Source organism: Phaeobacter sp. QD34_24, assembly GCF_028890115.1.
Lineage (GTDB): Bacteria > Pseudomonadota > Alphaproteobacteria > Rhodobacterales > Rhodobacteraceae > Phycobacter.
The window spans coordinates 328,565-348,966 of sequence record NZ_JARCJD010000001.1 but is presented as its reverse complement, the minus strand read 5'-3'; the positions used below and the strand labels follow the sequence as shown (position 1 = coordinate 348,966).

At 64.4% G+C, this 20,402-nt stretch carries 9 protein-coding genes; 1 reads left to right on the top strand and 8 read right to left on the bottom strand.

What is annotated here, in order from left to right:
* Positions 1-1,368, bottom strand: coding sequence for an oligosaccharide flippase family protein (locus tag PXK07_RS01540; protein WP_274846421.1), 1,368 nt, complete (start codon positions 1,366-1,368; stop codon positions 1-3).
* Positions 1,369-1,629: 261 nt separating this feature from the next.
* On the opposite strand from PXK07_RS01540, the gene PXK07_RS01535 reads away from it, so the two are divergent.
* Positions 1,630-2,832 (top strand): glycosyltransferase, encoded by a 1,203-nt coding sequence (locus PXK07_RS01535; RefSeq protein WP_274846420.1) that lies wholly within the window; start codon positions 1,630-1,632, stop codon positions 2,830-2,832.
* Positions 2,833-2,973: 141 nt separating this feature from the next.
* Here the strand turns inward: PXK07_RS01535 and PXK07_RS01530 are convergent, their stop codons facing one another.
* Genes PXK07_RS01530 through PXK07_RS01500 form a run of 7 tightly spaced genes read right to left on the bottom strand, consistent with a single transcriptional unit; the run spans position 2,974 to position 20,172 of the window.
* The gene (locus tag PXK07_RS01530) at positions 2,974-3,810 is read right to left on the bottom strand and encodes a glycosyltransferase family 2 protein (protein WP_274846419.1); all 837 of its coding nucleotides are present in this window, start codon (positions 3,808-3,810) and stop codon (positions 2,974-2,976) included.
* Complete coding sequence (locus PXK07_RS01525) at positions 3,807-6,326, bottom strand: hypothetical protein (RefSeq protein WP_274846418.1); 2,520 nt, start codon at positions 6,324-6,326, stop codon at positions 3,807-3,809. Before PXK07_RS01525 ends, PXK07_RS01530 begins: the two co-directional genes overlap by 4 nt.
* Positions 6,326-7,300: a hypothetical protein gene (locus PXK07_RS01520; RefSeq protein WP_274846417.1), complete on the bottom strand. Its 975-nt coding sequence runs from the start codon at positions 7,298-7,300 to the stop codon at positions 6,326-6,328. Before PXK07_RS01520 ends, PXK07_RS01525 begins: the two co-directional genes overlap by 1 nt.
* Before the next feature lie 3 nt (positions 7,301-7,303).
* Positions 7,304-8,020 (bottom strand): 4'-phosphopantetheinyl transferase family protein, encoded by a 717-nt coding sequence (locus PXK07_RS01515; RefSeq protein WP_274846416.1) that lies wholly within the window; start codon positions 8,018-8,020, stop codon positions 7,304-7,306.
* Positions 8,017-12,615: a MupA/Atu3671 family FMN-dependent luciferase-like monooxygenase gene (locus tag PXK07_RS01510; RefSeq protein ID WP_274846415.1), complete on the bottom strand. Its 4,599-nt coding sequence runs from the start codon at positions 12,613-12,615 to the stop codon at positions 8,017-8,019. Before PXK07_RS01510 ends, PXK07_RS01515 begins: the two co-directional genes overlap by 4 nt.
* Positions 12,612-13,664 (bottom strand): glycosyltransferase family 2 protein, encoded by a 1,053-nt coding sequence (locus PXK07_RS01505; protein ID WP_274846414.1) that lies wholly within the window; start codon positions 13,662-13,664, stop codon positions 12,612-12,614. Before PXK07_RS01505 ends, PXK07_RS01510 begins: the two co-directional genes overlap by 4 nt.
* A 4-nt stretch (positions 13,665-13,668) precedes the next feature.
* Positions 13,669-20,172, bottom strand: coding sequence for a type I polyketide synthase (locus tag PXK07_RS01500; protein ID WP_446728335.1), 6,504 nt, complete (start codon positions 20,170-20,172; stop codon positions 13,669-13,671).
* Positions 20,173-20,402: the final 230 nt, after the last annotated feature.

Below are 20,402 nucleotides of genomic sequence, written 5' to 3'. Positions count from 1 at the left end.
TCAGGGGGAAAGTGCTCGGATCAGCTCCTCCACCTGTGGCAAATGCCACCACAGGGCACCGCCGCCGATCACGGAAACAATCAAAGCCGAGATGAGATCGTGCAGCGGATCCCAGGCGCCATGACGGCGCGCCAACCAGATCAGCACGGGATAGGCGGCGATCATCGCCAGCCCCAATGCCGCAATGCCGCCGGGCAGCCCGAACCAAAGCGTGCCCAGCAGGAACAGAACCGTCTGCAGCACGGCGCGGCTTGCGGTGAAGACGAAGAACGCCCGGCTGTCACCTGCGGCCAAGGCCGCCTGGTCATAGGTCATGGTGATCACCGCGGGGGCCAGCGCCAGGGAAATCAGCACGATCATCTCTCCGGCCTGCCGGTAGCGGTCATCATAAAGAAGATCGGTCAGCCAGGGGCCGACCCAGGCCATCAGCAAGAGCATCGACAGGATCACCGCGCTTAGGCCCGCGCGCAGCAGGCGGTGCTTGCGCCGGTTTTCAGGCGGGCCATCGGCGGGTTTGTCGCGATAGACCGGGATCATCAGCCGTTGATTGACCGCATGGCCCAGAAGCATGGGAAAGCTGGCCAGGAAATAGCCGATATTGTAGATGCCCAGCACATCCAGCGGCACGAACCGTCCCAGGATCGCGCGGTCGCCTTGCGAGGTCAGGAACCAGAAGGCGGTCGACAGGAAGATCCATTTGCCAAAGCGGATCAGCTCTTGAGCGGCTTTTCTCTCCCAACGAAAACGGTTCCGCTCTCCGGGCAGACCATAGTGGGTCAACAGCAGCTTGGCGCCTGCCTGAATGACACCGCCCAGAACCAGAGCGATGATCGACCCGCTGGCCCAGGCCAGAAGCACCATGAACCCCACTCCGATGGCCTGTGCGGCAAGATCCAACGCGGTGAGACGCCCGACCAGGAGATGGCGGTGCGCGGTCTCGATCCGCGTCGGGTTGAAACCTGCGATGGCAAGGGCACTGCCCGCGATGGGCAGGTAGAGCATCAGATCGGGCGCCTCGTAAAGCCAGGCGACAGGCCAGGCCAGCAGCAAGGTTGCCGCCCAAAGGCCAAAGCCCCGGATCACCTGTATGGTCCAGGCCGTATTAAGGAAGTCGGGATCATCACCGCGGGCATTCTGGGCGATGGCCGGGCCGATCCCCACATCGGAAAACAGCGACAGGCCCACGGTCACAACGGTGACCAGCGCCATCAGCCCAAAGGCCTCGGGGAACAGCAGCCGCGCCAGGATCAGGTTCGCCGCAAGGCGCAGGGCTTGGCTGCCGCCATAGCCGATCATCAGCCAGGAAGCCGAGCGCAGCACCCGCGCCAGCAGGCCCTGACCGGAAAATGCGGCGGCGTGCTTGAGCATGTGATCCCCTTGTTCCGTCGTCCGGACAGCTGCCCGCACGCTAGGCAGGCACCGGGGGAAGGTCAATCTGCGAGGCCAGTTCGGGACCTGCGTATCAGTTATTACCTTGAACCCTGCAACAATCCCTCGGGCTGCCATGGATTGACGCTGCGGTGTGGCCTGTCCCAGCGGGGCTCTAGGCAGGGGATGGGGGAGCGTATAACCTGCCGCAAAGGATGGCCCTGACCCGGGGTCGTTGCAGGGATGCGAGGCAGGATTACCGTGAAAGTTGCTTATGTGCTGAACACTTATCCGCAGCCTTCCCATAGTTTCATCCGCCGGGAGGTGCAGGCGTTGGAGCGGCAGGGGATAAAGGTACTGCGCCTTGCCATGCGCGCCAGCGAGGCGCCCCTGGTGGATGCGGGCGATCAGGCCGAGGCCGCGTCAACGCACTACGTGCTGCGCGCCGGGGCGCTGTCCTTGATGCTTGCTCTGCTGATGTCAGCGCTGCAGGCACCGGGGCGGTTTTTCGACGCCTTGCGTCTGGCGCTCAGGCTTGGGCACGCCTCTTCGGTCGGGCGTCTGCGGCATCTGATCTACTTCGGTGAAGCGGCCTATGTGGCACGTCGGTGCAGGGCCGGGGGCGTTGATCATATGCATGCGCATTTTGGCACCAACGCCACGGCGGTGGCGCTGCTGGCACATGAGCTGAGCGGCATTCCCTTCAGTTTCACCACCCACGGGCCAGAGGAATTCGATGCGCCCCATGCGCTGTCGCTGGGTGAGAAGGTGAACCGCGCCGCCTTTGCGGTGGCGATCAGCAGCTTTGGAAAGAGCCAGCTCAGCCGCTGGGCCGAATTTGGTGCCTGGGACAAGATCAAGGTGGTGCATTGCGGGATTGAGCCTGCGCGCTTTGCCGATCCTGCGCCGCTGCCCGAGGGGGGGCTGCGGCTGGTGGCAATCGGGCGCTTTGTCGAGCAGAAGGGTCAGATGGTGCTGATCCGGGCGATGGCGCGGATTGTTGCCGCACTGCCCGATGTGCATCTGACGCTGATCGGCGATGGGGAAATGCGCGCGGACCTGGAAGCGGAGATCCGCCGCGCCGGTCTGCAGAACCACGTCACCCTGACCGGCTGGCTGGACGAAGCCGGGGTCCGTGCCGAATTGGCGGCCTCTCATCTGTTGGTGATGCCCTCCTTTGCCGAAGGTCTGCCGATGGTGGTGATGGAGGCCATGGCCGCCGCCCGTCCGGTGCTGGCGACCTATGTGGCAGGCACACCCGAACTGGTGCTGCAGGAGGAGACCGGCTGGATGGTGCCTGCCGGTGACGCAGAGGCGCTCGCGGCGGCCGTGGCAGAGATCGCCAAGCTGCCCCATGAACGGCTGTCTGAGATGGGCAGATTGGGGCGCCTGCGGGTATTGGAACGGCATGACAGCGATCGGGAAGCATCCAAACTGGCGGCTCTTTTCAAAGAGATCCGATAGGTCCCCCGATAGGACTTTGGAAGGCAGCCAAGGGGGCGCTCCCGCCCGTCTTGATCCCGGCAAAGCCGGTTCCGTGCCGGTTGGGCCGGGCGCCGCGCGGGGCGCGGCGCGGTCGCCCTGCCAGTGCCTGCGACAGGCGTGTCAGCGGCCTCTGGCCCAGCGGGATTTGCTTTTGAACAGGGGCGTTTTGACCGCGAGGCTGACCAGCCCATAGGCGGCAAACCCCAAGGGATCGCGCCGCAACAGTTGCAGCAGGCCCCGCGATCCCAAAGAGCGCTTATCATCATTGGCCAGCAGCTGCGGAAATTGGGCGGCGATTTCCTCTACGCCTTTGTTCTGCCGCCTGCGCACCCGGACCAGGTTGGCAAAGCCTTCGACCATGGGCCATTGGTATGTGCCGGGCAGGCGGATGCGTTCGGGGGCCGCGAAGGACAGCCGCGCGAATGTGTCATCAGAGATGATATCGGGCCAGTCCTGCCAGCGATTGCGCCCGGCACGGTTCATCGCGAAAAGGCCGAAACCCGGCACGCCCTCGGTGACGAAGGGCAGCTGTGCCCAGAACCGGCCATAGGCGCGGGTCAGCAGCGATCGGGCAGGGCTGATCCGTGGAGAGCCGCTGGCATAAAGCGGCACCTCCTCGGCAAGCGCCGAGGTCAGTTGCCCCAGAAGGGGCGGCGAGACGATCACATCCGCATCGAGATAGACCAGAACATTTCCCTTGGCGGCGGCATCGCCCGCGTTGAGCGCGCCAAGCTTGCCGCCCTCGGGCAGCTCCAGAACCCGGCAGGTCCAGCCCTCGGGTGCGGACAGGCCGCGGGCAATCTGCGCCGTGTCGTCGCTGCAGCCATTGGCGAGAACCAGGACTTCGGCGGCGGCGCCATCCGGCAGGGGATCCGAGGCAAAAAGCGCCTCAAGGCAGGTCTCGATATAGCCAGCCTCATTGTGGGCGGGGATCAGGACCGAGACCAGAGCCGTCATTTCACCGCCTCCAGCAAGCGCCAGCGCGGGTTGTCGTCGCTCAATGTGCGGCGCGCGCCCCAGCTGCCCCATTTGCCGGGGGTCGCAACATCCGCATAGACGCCAAAGAGCACCCCGCCAAGATCGGCCCAGCCGGTCAGCAGGCGCGCATAAAGTTGTGCCATGGCATCGGTGTAGTTGAAATGGGTGAAAAAGCCGGTCAGTTCCTCGTCATCAACCATGGGCCCGATGCCGACCACATGGCTGCCGCCCTCATAGACAATCAGATCCAGACCGTGACGATCCGCAACCTCTTTGTGGTAGGGCAGCACCCGGCCCAGAAGATCGGAGAGCGTGTCGCTACTGTCGCCGCTGAGCAGGCCATCTTCCAGCTCCAGTGCCGCCTGCGCGGTGGCCACATCGTATTGATGAGCTGCCACGAAGGCCTCTGCCTCGGCGCCGGTCAGGCCCTTTTCCTGGGCGGTCGCGCGCGCCCGGTCGCGGCTGTCAGAGAGCCAGGCCCGCAGGATCGGCGCCCGGTCACGCAGACCCAGGATACCGCCGAAATAGCCGGTGACCGCATAGGCATCGAAATACGTCGCGGGTGGCTTGCGGTCCGGTTCGGAGGCCACCCAAAGCGGCGCGGTCAGAACCTGGTCCTCCAGCCCCAGCCATCCGGTCTGGCTGGAAATCACCCGCACCAGCCGCTGATCCGCCTCAGCGCCAAAGACTTCACTCCAGATCTGCGCCAATTCGGCAGCGCGGCCACCATAAAACTGCATCCAGAGGTGCTCTCCGCCCCATAGGGCGCGGGCCTGTTCCTCGGCCCAATGGGCCTGGTCGAACTGCCAGTTCCAGACCTCGTTGGAGTATTCCACATAGGCGCGCAGATCCTCGTCCAGTTGATCCCGCACCAGTGCTGCGAAATTGCGCATGTAGCTGTCATCGGCCATATGGGGCATGGTGAACCAGGGATCAGCCCCCAGGGTATTGGCCAGCTTCAGCAGGATTTCCGCCGGAACCCCTTTCATGGACCAGGTGAAATCGGTGACATTCGGGCGATCCTCCCAACCGATCTGGAGGGAGTCGTTGGTGTCCATCCAATCCATGAACCGCAGGGCTTCGAACCCGTCCAGCATATCGAGCCAGAGCGGGTTGAAGATCTCGCCAGCCTCAAAGGCGGCGATCTGATCTTCCCGGACCACGGTGATGTTGCGGATGTGGTCGCCACGTGCAATGCGCTGGAGGCGGATCTCCACCGGGCCGGGGCCGGGGGTGTAGTCAAAGGAGACTTCACCGCTGCCATAGCGCACGTTTTTGGCCCGTCCCGAGACCTCGACAATTCCCTTGCCCTCAAAGCGCAGCACATAGCGTCCCGCAAGTGAGTGCGCCTCGGGCGGCAGGTCTGTCAGGATCACGGTGCCGATGGAGCCGAGTTCGGGCGGCAGGGCGGTGGGCCAGCCGTGGGCATCGAGATAGCCTGCCGCGGCAAGGTCTTCGTGGCTGACACCGCCCCAGCGCCCGGGCAGATGACCGATCCAGGGGCGCGCGGTCTTGAAATGATCGAGGAACGGCGATTGCGGGCTCCAATCGGCGATCTCCATCAGGTTCATCGCCATCGGCTGGCGCGGAGCCCTGGGCTGTTCCGCGACCTGATCTGCCGGTTGCTCCTGCGAGGGGAGGCTGTTCAGGACCGGCAGGGTGGGATCATCGGGCAGGGGCGCTGGTTCTGGCGGCAGGGCAGCTGTCGGCACGCCTTCTCCCTGGGCGGCGGCCCAGGCGATTTCCTGCAGGCGGATGGCCAGATCGGCCGAGGGCAGGGTGTAGGACTTACCCCAGCGCCCTTCCAATTTCTGGGGTAGGCCGATTGTATTTTTCCTTGTGATTACAGAGAATTGAACAAGGCTGATGAAGTAGAATCCAATTGCATTCGGGTGAATGTCGTCGGCAAAGACCTCCGCGATATCACCAAGGCCGGGAACGGTTCCCGCCTGGATCGCATCGTCCAGCCGCGCCATGGCCTGGCCGACTGGCAGCAGTGTCAGGTCGCCATCCAGCTGGTCATTGACCTCATCCACCACGGCCTGCCAACGCGGCAGGTCCTGCTCTAGCCGGTCGCGCCAGGGGGTGTCGCCTCCATCGTCAAAGGGGATCTCGGCCCCGGTGCCGCTGTTCAGGCTGTGCCAGGTTTCCTGTAGGTAGATCACCGCATCCGGGTTCGCGGATTTTGCGGCCTGATAGTACCGGGTGACGGCCTCTTCCGTATTGCTCCACTTGAGGTGATTGGCCAGCGGAATGGCCTCGGTCAGGATCACCGCATCCACCGGGCTTTTCAGCCGTTCGCGGGCATTGACACCCTCGGCGTTGGCGCCGTGGTCCCAGTTGTAGCTGAGGGGGGCGCCGTTGATGATCTGAGCCTCAACCGTGGCCGAAGGCGTACCGTGCCGCAACAGGCCTTGCAACATCACCGGATTGTCCGGGCCAAACAGCGAGTGGCCCACCATCAGGACCGAGGCGATCAGTGTCTCAAAGGGCATCAGTCCTGCCCCGCCTGTATCGTGCCTGCCTGTATCGTGCCTGCCTGTATCAAAGCGGCCTGCGCAAGTCCCGTGCGCGGCAGGCTCTGCACCACCTGCCAGACGATCTCTTGCAGGGTTTTGGCTGCGCGGGCTGAGAAGGCCTCTGCGGCACCTCCATCGGGGCGCGACAGTTCATGTGGCAGTCCGACAGGTGAGCGATGATAGAGCACGGCGTAATGGGTCAGTGCCACAACATAGGCGCCCAAGTCGTTGATATGGATGGTGTCCTGCAGGCCGTCGGGGGTCTTGGCGAAAAGCTCTGAAATATCTGCTACCCCCTCGACCTTGCCCGCGTTGATAGCCCCTGCGACGGCGGCCAGGACCTGCCCGGCCGGGATCAGGTAGACCGGACGTTTTGGATTGCGACGGCTGTCCGAGCCGAGCACCTTGCCCAGCCAAAGCCGCTCAAGATCCGCATCGATCCGCGCCTGCCATCCGTCAGGATCGTCCAGATGATGCCAGGTCTCATAGAGGTAGATCCGGGCATCCGGCGATGCTGCACGGGCCAGGCGCGCCCAGCGGCGCAGGTATTTGGCGGACCCGAAATACTTCACCGCATCGCGCAGCTCGACCATCTCTGTCAGCACCACGGCATCGTATTCGCCTGATCCGATGGCCTCTTTCGCGTCGCGCCAGATGGGCGCCTGGTTGACCAGATCGAAATCCCGGATCGGTGCATCCGGTTCCCAATGTTCCTTCAGCGAGGTGCCGGACCCCAGCTGGCTGTTCCAGCTATGCCCGTCCGGCGCCAACTGCGCCAGCATATGCGGCATCACTGGTCCCACCAGGGAATGACCAAGATGGAAGACCTTCAAGGGCTGCTCAGGTGCAGCAAGCGCCGGGATCGGGACCGGCGCGGCCTCGGCAGAAAATCCGGACCAAGCCCCGTGCAGGCAGGTTGTCAGCGCCAGGAGAAGCGATCGTTTTCCCATGTCTCACTCCTTCTTGAGCGTGGCCATTGTGAAAATGATCCCGGCACCGATCACAAAGGCCCCTTCGATGGAAAATCCACGCTGAAACGGCAGTTGATCCGCCGTGAAACGGGCCAGGAAACGGCCGCTCTGGCCGGGGCTGTCAACATCAGGTGTGACTTCCAACTCCATGCCATCAAATCCAAAAAACCTTTTGCTGATCATGTATTGGCACTTATAGGCGGCTTCCTTTGCGGAAAAGATCAGCTTGCCCATCTGGCCGGGATCGTCCTGTTTGCTGAGCCAGGCCCGTTCCCGATCCGAGCAGATTGCAGGCACGAGATCGTCTTTGAGCGGTGTGTCTTCCTCCACATCGATGCCGATGGCGCGCAGGGTATCGGCTGGGGCAACGGCGGCCAGGGCACAGCTTTTGGTATGGGTGATCGACCCGGTCAGCCCCTGGGGCCAGATTGGAGCGCGGCTGTCGGATATCACGATGGGGCGCGGCACTTGGCCGAGATCCCGCATGGCCTGATGCGCCGCCGCGCGCCCCGCGGCAAACTCGCGGCGACGCTTCTCTACCGCGCGGGGCGACAGGCAGGCGGTTTCTTCGGCGAAGGGCACCGGGGGATCTGCCAGGGGATCACAGGCGGCCACGGCCACCTCGGGCCCAAAAAGCGGCCGGACCAGGTCCAGCCGCTCTTGGGTCATCTTCGTGGTCAGGGATGGGTCTGCGATCATCCTGTCCTGGCTCTACGGTTGGCACGCATGGCGCGCCGTTTCGACATGGTTTCGGTTTTTGCCGCTTCGGCGGCAGCTGCCTCTGCCGTGTCTACCGGATCTTCCGGGCTTTGCGAACCGCCTGACAGGCCTTCCACATGGTCCGCCAGGCCGGACAGCGTCGGGAAGCGGAAGATATCGGTGATCGACAGTTTCGGCACCTCCAGTGCGGCGCGAATGTCCCGGTGCGCCTGCACCGCCAACAGGGAATGCCCGCCAAGGACAAAGAAGTTGTCCTGCGCGCCGATCCCATTGAGCCCAAGGATCCGGCCCCAGATCTCGGCGATCTGCGCCTGGGCACCGGCCTTGGGTGCCGCTTCGGTTGTCGGCGCAGCCACGCGGGCCGGTTTCGGATCCGGCAGTGCCTTGCGGTCGATCTTCTTGTTCGGGGTCAGCGGGAAGGCCTCCAGCGTCACGATATGGGCAGGCACCATGACCTCGGCCAGACGGGCGGCCAGCGCCTGTTTCAACGCAGGTTCCTGCACCGGGGCAGAGGTGGTGATATATCCGACCAGCTGCTCCCCGGCGCCAATGGTACGGGGCATGACAACCGCGCCGGTGACGCCCGGCTGGGCAGAAAGGGCCGCTTCGATTTCGCCCAACTCGATGCGTTGACCGCGGATCTTCACCTGATGGTCGGTGCGGCCGAGGAAATCGAGCCGCCCGTCTGTCCGCCAACGGACCAGATCGCCGGTGCGATACATCTTGCCGCCGCCAAAGGGATCAGCGACAAAACGCTCTGCGTTCAATTCGGGGCGCTGCCAGTACCCGGTGGTGACCCCATCACCCGCGATGAGCAATTCCCCAGGGGCACCAATGGGTTGCGGGGCGCCTTTCGAGTCCAGAACATAGACTTGGGTATTGGCAATCGGTGCGCCGATGTCCGCAACACCCGCAGGGACGCCATCCAAGGTCTGCATGGTGGACCAGATGGTCGTCTCGGTCGGCCCGTACATGTTGTGGATCTGCCCCGGTCCTGCCTCGCGCAGATCGCCCGCCAGATCACCGGCCAGGGCTTCGCCGCCCACCAGGAGATGCTGCAGATGAGGCAGCACCATGCGTGCCTCGTCATTCTGCACCATCATGCGCGCCATCGAAGGCGTGCATTGCATGTGGCTGACATCATGGCGCAGGATCTGCGCGGCAAGCGAAAAGTCTTCGGAGTCAAGCTCTTGCGGGGCATTCGACAGGCACAGCACTTCGGCCAGCGGCTTCAACCCTTCCATCACCTGTTCGGGCGCGATGCCATAATCGATAAGGCAGGCGACCTCATCCACGCCGATGCGTTTCAACTGCTCCACGCGGGCGACACCATCCTGCACCGTGCCGAACAGGCCTGAGTCCTCGAAATAGCGTTCAAAGGCGAAATCCAGGATCGCCTCCAGTTCGTCGGCGCCAAGCGCATCCAGCTGCATGTCAAAGGCGTTGTTGACGCCCTTGGGGCGTTTGAAGGCCGGGAAGGCCCAGGCGTATTGCTTGATCAAACCGGCGGCCGAGCGCAGGTAGTCCTTCATCGGCTCGCGCGCTGTCTGGCGGGCCGCCTCGCGGGTATCGGCCAGATAGGTGTGCAGCATCAAGGTGACGGTGAAATCCGCCGGATCATGCCCGGCTGCGCGCAGGGCGTCGTGGTAGATGCGGATCTTGCCTGCGACCTCGTCAATGCTTTGGCCCAGAAGGTGGGTGAGGACATGGGCGCCGATCTCTCCGGCCTCTCGCCAGGTGTCGGGATTGCCTGCGGTGGTGACCCAGACCGGCAGTTCCTTGGACACCGGGCGCGGCTGGGTGATCACCGCATGTGTGCCGCCGTCCTTGCGCGGGAAGGCGACCTCTTCGCCGCGCCACAGCCTGCGCACGGTCTCGATCGCCTCATACATGGCGGGTTTGTTGGCGGGCGGCGTGTTTTCCGGGCGCAGGATGAAATCATCGGGCTGCCAGCCGGCGGCGAAACCAAGGCCCGCGCGGCCTGCGGTCAGATTGTCGATCACCGCCCATTCCTCGGCAATGCGGGCGGGATGGTGCAGGGGGGCCACGCAGGAGCCAGAGCGCACGCCCAGGTTCTGTGTGACCGCCGCGACCGCTGCGCCGGTGACCGAGGGGTTGGGATAGGGGCCGCCAAAGGCGTGGAAATGCCGCTCTGGCGTCCAGACCGCGTTGAACCCGTGTTGATCGGCGAATTTGGCGCCTTCCAGCAGCAGGTTGTATTTGCGCGGGCCGGGGCCGTCGTCATTGCCCCAGTAGAACAGGTTGAAGTCCATCTTCCGGTCAGAGGTGGCAATCGGCCCGTTCGACAGCTGCAGGCGGCTTTCATCGCTGGAGAGCACCAGTTTGAAGCCGCGCGACAGGGTCCAGAACAGTTCGAGCACGGAAATGTCAAACGACAGGCTGGTCACCGCCAGCCAGGCATCGCCCGGTTGATGGGGGATGCGCGCGTCCATGGCGGCAAAGAAGTTCGCCACATTGCCATGACGCACCATCACCCCCTTGGGCAGGCCGGTAGAGCCGGAGGTGTAGATCAGATAGGCCAGATCCTGCCCGGTTGCGCCGCCCTTTATGGGTGTTGCGCAGGGCTGTGGCGCCTCGGGGCCATCCAGAACCAGAACTTGCGCGTCGGATGCGGGCAGGCTTCCCTGCAGCGCGCCCTGTGTCACGATGACGGCGGCGCCGCTGTCCGTGATGAAATGGGCAATGCGATCGGCTGGATAGGCGGGGTCCAGCGGCACATAGGCGCCGCCTGCCTTCATCACCGCAAGGGCGGCGACCACCAGATCGGGGCTGCGCGCCACATAGATGCCCACATGGCTGCCGGGTTTGACGCCCATGTGCTGCAGCTGGGCGGCAACCCCATTGGCGCGGGCGTCGAGTTCGGCGTAGGTGAGGCTTTGATCCTCGAAAACCAGCGCGGTGGCACCGGGGGTGCGAACCACCTGCGCCTCGAATGCCGCGTGGACGGTCTGGGTCAAGTCCACCTTGGCCGAAGTCTGGTTCCAGTCTCCGATCAACATCTGGCGCTCGGCCTCGGGCAGGATCGGCAGGTCGGCGACCGTGGCATCGGTGCCGTCTGCGGAAGAAATGGCACCCAGCACCAGTTTCAGCCGCGCGGCGAGCAGCTCCGCGGCCGTCTGGTCAAGCTGGGCGCCATCCACATGAAGCGCAAGCGCCCCATCCGCCCAGGAAACGGTGGCAGCGCAGCCTGGCAGGGCCGCATCCCGTCCCAGGGATAGTCCGATGCCGGGGTGATCCTGTGGCGCAAGCTCGGGCGCGCGGGCGATCAGATCCTCGGCAAAGCCGCCATATGTCCGGGCCTTCCCGATCCCAGCCTCAACCCGCTGTTCCAGGCCTGCCAGATCCTCCTGATGGTGCGCCTGCAGCGGCACCCAGCCTGTGACAAGCCCGGGCCGTGGCGTCATGGTCTCGGTCGCAAGGGCGATATCCGCCGTCTCGGCTCCGGCGCTGCGCAGGGCAAACACAAGCGTGGCCGCAGCGATCTGGGCTTCGGTGAGACTGTCGGCAGTGGTGATTTCATGCCGGGTCACGCCGGTTTCGCCGGTCTTGCGCGCCAAGGGTACCGGAACCGGCTGCATTGCGGCCAGCGCCTGTCGCCAATGGGCCTCGCCCGCCTGGGTCGCAGCCAGGGCGGCGGTGATCTCATCGCTGTCTTGCGCATCGAGCGCAGGCAAGAGATCGCCGGTTGCGCAGAGATCCAGCACGGACAGGCTGCGCCCGGATGTATCGGTGATCCCGGCAAGGCGCAGGGCACCACTGCCGCAGGCCACGGTCAGGCCATCATTGGTATTCTCCAGCACCTCACCCGGCGCTGCATCACCTTCAATCGCTTCGGCACGCGACACCAGAAGGACCCGGTCGCCTATTGCGATCTTGGGCGCCGACAGGGGATTCCAGTAGCCGCCAAAATCAAGCGCGCGCACCAGGCGGGCAAGCTCTGCCGCGGGCCTGGTGAAATCCAGACGCGCCCCGGCGGCGGGACGGTCGGCGCGGGCAAAATAGCTGCGCTGGCTCAGATCCTGGGGCTGTCGGTTGAGGCTGCCTGTTTCAAGCTGCTCGATCACCTCGCCAAAACTGTCCATTGCGGCGGCGTAGCATTTGGAGTTGAGGCTGAAGGCGGTCTCATCCCCGGCCACATCGAACAGGCGCTGCGCGAGGATATCGCCCTCGTCGATACCGCCTTCGATCATGTGCCAGGTGATGCCGTAGTCGCGCGCACCCTCGATCAAGGCCCAGTTCGGCGCATTGAGACCGGCATAGCGCGGCAGCGGGCCATCGTGGAAATTCACTGCGCCCTTGGAAGCCTGTTTCAGCACGGCGTCGGGGATCACCCGCAGGTTGGCGATAGAGAGAAGCCAATCAAACCCGCCCGGTAACTCATTTAGATCATTGGGGTTTGCAAGAACGGTGATCCCCTTTTCGGCAGCCCAGTTCCGGATCGCCTCATCCTGAGAGACAACCGCGCGGATGATGTGGCCGCGCGCCAATAGCGCATCTCCGCAGCCGACGGCGAGGGATTCATTACCAATGATGACCGAGGAAAATGGGGTCATTTCTGCTCCTCCGGGAAGGGGGTGTGAAGGCGCGTTTCATGTTTGGATGGTTTGCGGCGGATCGTCGCGCGCAGGGCGTGCAGGATCAGATCACGCAGGAAATGGGGGGCCTCGGCGGCCGGTTTGCCCTGGACCAGGCGCCTGAGCCCATAAAGGCCGGTGCCGCTGATCCGAGCCAGGGTTGCCAGCGCGGCATAGATCACGCCGTGGGTTTTCACGAAGTAATGCAGGCGCGAGTCGAACCAATAGGGCGGGGTGCGCCCCCAGGATTTCATGCCGGTCGAGGCAGAGCCGATATGGGCCACCGTGCTGGTCGGGACATAATGGGTACGCCAACCGGCCCGGGCGGCGCGGTGGCAGAGATCGGTTTCCTCAAAGTAGAGGAAGAATGTCTCGTCAAAGCCGCCGATCTCTTCGATCACCTCGCGGCGGATCATCAGGCTGGCACCAGCGGTCCAGTCCACCTGGGTTTCGGCCTGGGGGATATCCATTGCCACGACCGCATGCCGCAAGAGGCGCGTGATGATCCCGGTGCGGGCGGCCATTTCGAACTCGCCTGCGATCGAGGGGAAGCGGAAGGCGGTGCGGTGCGGCTCGTGATCGGTGCCATGCACGAAAGACCCCGCCAAGCCCGCGCCGGGACTTGCCATCAGGAAATCGCGGAGGCGCGAGATGGTTTCCCCTTCGACGAAGGCATCCGAATTCAACAGGTAGTAGAACCCCGGCGCGCTGCCATCGGGCAGACCAGCCGCCATGCCGATATTCATGCCGGCACCAAAGCCACCGTTCACCTCTGAGCGGATTAGTCGGACCTTGGGACTGTCGAGCCAGCCCCGGCTGGCTGCCCCCTTTTGCAGCTCCTCCCAGGAGCTATCGCCCGAGCCGTTCTCCACGATCACCAATGCGCCCGGCAGGTCTTCCATCTCTGCCAGCGCGGCCTCGGCGGCCTGCAGGGTCATCTGCGGCGTGCGGTAGTTCAGGATGATGGTCAGCACGCTGTTGCGGGCATGATCATCGTCGCTGAAACGGGGGGCAGGGGTGGAACTCATGGTGTTACTCTGCCGCCTGCGGGTGGTCGCCGTGCCCGATCGCGGCGCTTTCGACGCGGTCCAGGCGCGCTTTGACCTCTGTCGCCAGCACGCTCACATTGGGGACCAGCACCATGCTGTCATGATCGCCGGGCACCTCGACCACCTCAAGGCGGGGAGCCCAGCGGGTCCAGTCGTTGTCGGGGTAGACATATTCCCGTTCCGCACTGACAAAGCGCCCGTTTGAGACCGGCCAGTGCTGGTCCAGAGGCGGTCGCAGCAGGGTCATATCGCCGTCCCAGGGCTGCAGATCATATGCGGTGATGGCGGCGCGGAAGGCCAGTTCGATCCGGCGGTTGTTGAAGGCGGGCGTGGCGCCGGTTTCGACCGGGTTTGCCTGACGTTTCCGGATCTCCCAAGCGATGCGGTTGCTGGCCCATTCGGTCAGGTAAGACGGCCCCTTGCGACGCAATTCCTGCAGTTTGATCAGCGCCTTGTCCTTGCGTGTGAGGCTTGGGCGAACCGGCAGCGGCGTATCCAGGAGGATCAGGGCGGCGGTCGCCTCTCCACCGGCCTGCAACTGCTGTGCCATCTCATAGGCGGTGATGCCGCCGCCCGAAAAGCCACCCAGAAGATAGGGGCCTTCGGGCTGGATCTGCCTGATTTCATTCAGGTAATCTCTTGCGGCCCGGTCTATGCGATCATGCGGCGCATCGCTGCCGATCAGCCCGCGTGCCTGCAGCCCGTAGACCGGGCGATCCGTCCCCAGCAGCTGCGCCAGATGGCGCAGGTTCAACACGTTGCCGAACATGCCCGCGACGATGAAGAAGGGCCGCCGCCCGGTGCCATCGCCCGGATGCAGCTTGACCAGATGGGTGAAGGCGGGCGTTGCGCTGTCGCTCTTATCGGCGTCTGGCGATTCGGTACTGACACCACCGCCGGTGCGGGCGATGATCCGTTCGGCCAGGCTGGCGACGCTGGGCGCCTCGAACAGCAGCGACAGCGGGAATTCCACGTCATAGTCTCGTTTGATCTGCGCAAAAAGACGCACGGCGATCAGCGAGTGCCCGCCAAGGTCAAAGAAACTGTCCCGCGTGCCCACCTGCGCAACCCCCAGAAGGGTCTGAAAATGCGCGGCCAACCGGTCCTCGACAGGGTTTGCCGGGGCGACGTAATCCGTATCCAGATCCGGGCGCTCGAAACTCTGGGCCTCTGTTTCGGGACCCGTGGCACTCATGCTCGCCTGGGCGATCAACTCAGGCAGGTCAAGCGAGGAGACCACCACCTGCGACAGCGACGCCTCCTGGCAGGCGGCCAAAGCCCGGCTCAGGGCCTCTCCGCCTTCCTCGGCACGGATGCCTTGCGCGATATTGTGCTGCAGGCGCCGTTCCTCGGGCGACAGGGGCTGGCTCGCGCTGTTGCGCGCCATTGCGATAGCGGTGGCGCTGACGTCCGCTGTGGAGGCCGGTGTGGTCTCAAACCCAGCCGCGAGCCGCTGCATACGGAAGCCTTCGACCTCGACCAGCACTTGTCCGGCTTCATCGCTGAGGGTGACATCAAACAGCGCGCTGTCGGTCTGGCCCTCGTCACCTGCGGCAAGGCGCATGTGGCTGTGGATCACCTTGCTGAGCGGTGCATGGATGCGAATGGCGCGGTAGGACATCGGCACCCACAGGGCATCGGTGCCATAACCCGGTGCCAGCGCGATGGCCCAGCCGGTCGCCAGATCCAGAAGGCCCGGATGCAGCACGGTAGCATCCTCTTCCGCCTCTTCGGCCAGGCGCAGGGTGGCAAGACCTTCGCGATCGCCAAAGGCCATCTGCCGCAACACCTGCCAGCGCGGACCAAAGGTGAGATGCGCTTCCTGCGGGGAGCGCAGGCGCACGCCCGGCTGCGCCTGTTCAGGTCTGCAGCGGTGTTCTATGTCTTCAACAGCGACGGTGTGCGACGGGGGCTGCGTCATATAGGCGGCCATTGCCTCGGCATGCAGCGCATAGCCGTCTCCGGCTTCACTGTAAAACGACAGCGCATAGCCCTCTTCCTGTGCAACCAGCCGGATCAGCAGCTCGGTGGGGCGGTCTTCGGTCACCACCAGCGGGCGCAGGAAGTAGAGATCGCGCAGCTCCATCGCGGGCAGCTGTGCATCCTCGGCCAACCCGAGATCGGCCAGCGCCTCGACCGCCAGTTCGATATAGCCGGTGCCGGGCAGGACGGCGCTGCCATCCTTGGTGCGGTGTTCGTCCAGAAGCCAGTGCTGGCGGGCATCAAGCCGGGTGCGATAGACCCGGTTGCCCGCGCCATCAAAGCCCGCACTGTCCAGAAGCGGCTGATCACAGGGGGCGGCTTCGCTTGGGCCCCTATCGCCTTGCCGTGCAGCCAGGGCGTCAGAGGCCATGCCCGCATCCCCCCAGACACCCCAGTCCACCGCCACGACGCGGGTCTTGCCGCCCTTTCGATGGGCGGCATAGGCATTGAGGTATTCATTGGCAGCGACGTAATCGAGCTGACCGGCAGGGGTGGTCACCGTTGAGGAGGACGAGAACAGCACCATCAGATCGAGGCTGTCATCGGGGAAGAGCGTATCAAGCACCCGCAAGCCGCTGACCTTGGGGGCCAGGACCTTGGCGATCTGTTCGTCCGATTTGGCCAGCAGCGGCGCATCGTCGATCGTGCCGGCGCCATGGATCACGCCGGTGAGCGGGCCGAACTGCGCTTCGGCGGCCTGCACCGCCGTGCGCATCTGGCCGGAATTGCAGACATCGGCCGCCAAGGGGAGCACCGTACCTGTGCCGATCTCCTCCAGCGCCTGGATGGCGCGGATGCGTTTTGCAATATGGTTGGCCGGGCTGTGGCTGCGCAGGTACAGCGCCCAGCTGTCCCGCGCAGGCAGGCCCTCGCGGGAGATCAGCACCACATTGGCCGCGTAATGCGTCATCAGGTGGCGTGCGACGGTCAGGCCGATGCCGCCGTAGCCGCCGGTGATCAGGTAGGTGCCACCCTGTTTGAATGCAGGTTTGGCGGCTGACGCCTCGGCGCCGGGCAAGGGAAGGGCGCGCCAGTCCTTTTCATAGCGCTTGGCGCCGCGCCACAGGGCGGAGGCCGTGCCGGGCTCTGCCAGCAGCTCTTCCAGCAGACGGTCTGTAATGTCGTCTGTGGTCTCACCCCGCAGCCGCGCCAGCAGGCCGCTGGGCGGTTTTGGCAGCTCGATATCCACGGTGGTGCAGGTGATCCCCGGCAGCTCGCGTGCCATCATCCGCGCAGGTCCCGCGATCAGCGCCTTTTCGGGGTTGGGCAGGGGTTCATCCCGCAGCTGGGCCGAGCCGGTGGTGAAGACGGTGACATGGGGCGGCTGGGCCAGATCCATGCCGCCCAACTCCTGCGCCAATGCGGTGAGGGAATGAAAGCCCATTTCCAGGTTGCGATCAAAGAAGGAGGATCCCGGGCGGAAGCTTTCGCCATCGGTTACCAGCCAGAAATGTGCGATGCGACTGGGCAGCAGATCCGCGCGCTCCAGATCCGCCAGAAGCGCGGCATAGCCTGCGCGCCCCTGTTCGGGCGCCAGCACATAGGAGCTGGGCGACAGCTGCGCATAGGTATCGCCGGGCCGCACGCGCACAACCGGGTGACCGGCGTCCTCCAGCCGCGCGGCGGCCTTGGCAGCGGCGCCGGTGTCATCTTCGAAGATCAGCCAGCGTTGCGGGTCCTGGTTCAGCTCGCTTTGCACATCCAGCGCGCAATCGGCCAGGCGGGGACGCCAGATCGGGCGATAGCCCCAATCTGCGATGTCGTCACGGCGGGCGGGCAGGGCGGTCTCTTCGAGACGTGCCGCGTTGCCAGGTTCGATGAAATAGCGGCTGCGCTGGAAAGCATAGGTGGGCAAGGAAAGGCGATGGCGCTTTGCCTCGCCCCAGATCTGATCCCAATCCGCCTCGTACCCGCAGGCCCAGAGCCGCCCGATGACGCCAAAGAAATAGGCATCATCCATCATCTGCTGATCCGGGTGGCGCAGCGAGCTGAGCACCTGCCCGGGGGTCACGGCGGGTGCCATCTGCGCAAGCGCGCTCAACGCCTTGCCGGGACCGACCTCCAGATAGATGCGGCCCGGTACCTGAGCCAATGTGTCGATGCAGGTCGCGAACATCACCGTGCCGCGCAGCTGGTGCACCCAATAGTCGGGATCGGTGGCCTTTTCTGCGGTCAGCAGGGTGCCGCTGCGGTTCGACATGATCGGCATTTGCGGCGGCGACAGGGTGAGCCCCCGCAGGAAGGCGCCATATTGATCGAGGATCCCGTCCAGCATCCGCGAATGGGCGGCGATGTCGATCTGGATGCGCTGGTGATCCACGTCGCGCGCTTTCAGGGTCTCAGCCAGCCGGTCCAGCGCGGCCTGCGGGCCAGAGACGGCGGTGAGGCTCGGCGCATTGACGCTGGCGATATCCAGATCCGCGCCGATCAGGGCCTGCACCTCTGCTAGCGGCAGGGAGATCGACAGCATGCCGCCCGCAGGCACCGTATCAAAGAGCCGTCCACGCAGCAGCACCAGATCGATGCAATCCTCAAACGACAGCACACCGGCCAGGCAGGCGGCGGTGTTTTCGCCCATGGAATGCCCGACCAAGGCCGAGGGGCGCACGCCCCAGCTGATCCAGAGCTGCGCCAGCGCGTATTCCACGATCATGATCAGCGGCAGCTGTGCAGAGGGCTTCTGAAGGGCTGCGTTTGCGGCCTCTTCCTCACCCTCTTCGGGCAGCCAAAGCGCGCGGATGTCGTAATCGAGCTTGGCCTGCAGGTGATCCAGCCCGCGGTCCATCCAATCGGCAAAGACCGGCTCGGTCTCGTACAGGTCGCGCGCCATGCCCGCATATTGCGCGCCGCCGCCGGGGAACATGAAGACCACCTCGGGGGTAACGCCCAGATGGTCATGGGTAAAGACCTGGCGCGGATCGCCTTTCTCCAGCAGATCGGCGGCCTCGGTCGCGCTTTCGGCCACCACCACGCGGCGCTTGGCAAAGCCGCGGCGGCCTTCCTTCAGGGTATAGGCCACATCGGCCAGGTTCGCATCCGGGTTGGCCCGCAGCCAGTCGGCCAGCGCGGATGTGTTGCCGTCCAGCGCGCCTTTGCTGCGCCCCGACAGGCACAGCACATGGAAGGGGAAATCGCTTTCCTCTGATGCGCCGCGTTCGGGGGCTTCCTCTAGGATCACATGGGCATTGGTGCCGCCGACCCCCAGCGCGTTGATACCCGCGCGGCGCGGTCCCTTGTGAGGCTGCCAGTCGCTCAGGGTCGCGTTCACCTTGAAGGGCGAGGTCTCAAAATCGATGGCCGGGTTCGGCGCCTCATAGCCAAGGGAGGCCGGGATCTGCCGGTGTTTCAGCGCCAGAGTGGTCTTGGCAAGGCCCGCTACCCCGGCTGCGGTATCGAGATGGCCGATGTTGGTCTTGACCGAGCCGATCCGGCAATAGCCGACCTCATCCGTCGTGTCGCGATAGGCTTCGGTCAGGGCGGTGACCTCGATCGGGTCGCCCAGGTAGGTGCCGGTGCCGTGACACTCCACATAGTCGATGGTGTCGGCGGGCACATCCGCTGCCGCCAGTGCCTTGCGCACCGCTGCGGCCTGTCCACCAACCGAAGGGGCCAGGTATCCGGCCTTGTCGGCACCGTCGTTGTTGATGGCTGAGCCTTTGATCACCGCCCAGATGTGGTCGCCATCGGCGATGGCATCCTCCAGACGGCGCAGCGCAACCGCACCGGCGCCAGAGCCAAAGACCGTGCCTTGCGCGCGGTGATCGAAGGCGTGGCAGTGCCCATCCGGCGACAGGATCTCGTTTTCCTTGTATAGGTAGCCGCGCCCCTGCGGCAGTTCGATGGTAACGCCCCCCGCCAGCGCCATGCCGCATTCGCCTTCGCGCAGGGCCTTGCAGGCGTAGTGAATCGCCACCAGAGAGGTCGAACAGGCGGTCTGGATGTTGACCGATGGTCCCTTCAGGTCAAAGACATGGCTGACGCGGGTCGACAGGAAATCCTTGTCGTTGCCGGTGTGACGCAGCAGGAACATGCCCACATCGTCCACCAGATCGGGGTTGGAGCAGATGTTGAAATAGAAATAGCTGCCCATGCCACAGCCCGCATAGACGCCGATGGGGGCATCAAGGCTTTCGGGTGGGTGGCCTGCATCCTCCATGGCGGTCCAGGCGACCTCCAGGAACTTGCGGTGCTGTGGGTCCAGGATAGCGGCCTCTTTCGGGCTGAATCCGAAGAATTCCGCATCGAAGGTATCATAGCCCTGCAGCCGTGCGGCAGCTGGCACGTAGTTGGGATCCGCGATATGCGCTGGGCGCTCTCCGTTGGCCAGCAAGCTGTCTTCATCCAGCACTTCGATGCTTTCGACGCCGTCGCGCAGATTGTCCCAGAAGGCCGCTGCCGATCCGGCACCGGGCAGATCCACCGATAGTCCAACGATGGCAATGTCACCCGAGTAAGTCCGGGCCTTGCTTTGGCTGTTGTCTTGAGCGTCCAACTTGGTTTTCACCCTTTGCGCATCGTTCCTGCCAAAGACCTGCTGCGCAACAAAAGTGGAGCGCTGATGCAGTGTCCTGTCAACCCCAATCGATTCCCCAGGCCACTGTGTCCTTCGCGGTGCTTGCGAAAGCCGACCTGCACAACCCAATTGCCTTGCGACAAACTGATCAACATATGCGGCCAAGCTATGAAGGGATGGTGACCAAATATGCCAGAAAAGGGAAAAAATTGCGGCAGCTC

Excerpts from the sequence above, each read along its gene's own strand:
- PXK07_RS01515 (WP_274846416.1), bottom strand. The coding sequence starts at position 8,020 with ATGATCGCAGACCCATCCCTGACCACGAAGATGACCCAAGAGCGGCTG.
- PXK07_RS01510 (WP_274846415.1), bottom strand. The coding sequence starts at position 12,615 with ATGACCCCATTTTCCTCGGTCATCATTGGTAATGAATCCCTCGCCGTC.
- PXK07_RS01520 (WP_274846417.1), bottom strand. The coding sequence starts at position 7,300 with ATGGGAAAACGATCGCTTCTCCTGGCGCTGACAACCTGCCTGCACGGG.
- PXK07_RS01540 (WP_274846421.1), bottom strand. The coding sequence starts at position 1,368 with ATGCTCAAGCACGCCGCCGCATTTTCCGGTCAGGGCCTGCTGGCGCGG.
- PXK07_RS01530 (WP_274846419.1), bottom strand. The coding sequence starts at position 3,810 with ATGACGGCTCTGGTCTCGGTCCTGATCCCCGCCCACAATGAGGCTGGC.
- PXK07_RS01525 (WP_274846418.1), bottom strand. The coding sequence starts at position 6,326 with ATGCCCTTTGAGACACTGATCGCCTCGGTCCTGATGGTGGGCCACTCG.
- PXK07_RS01505 (WP_274846414.1), bottom strand. The coding sequence starts at position 13,664 with ATGAGTTCCACCCCTGCCCCCCGTTTCAGCGACGATGATCATGCCCGC.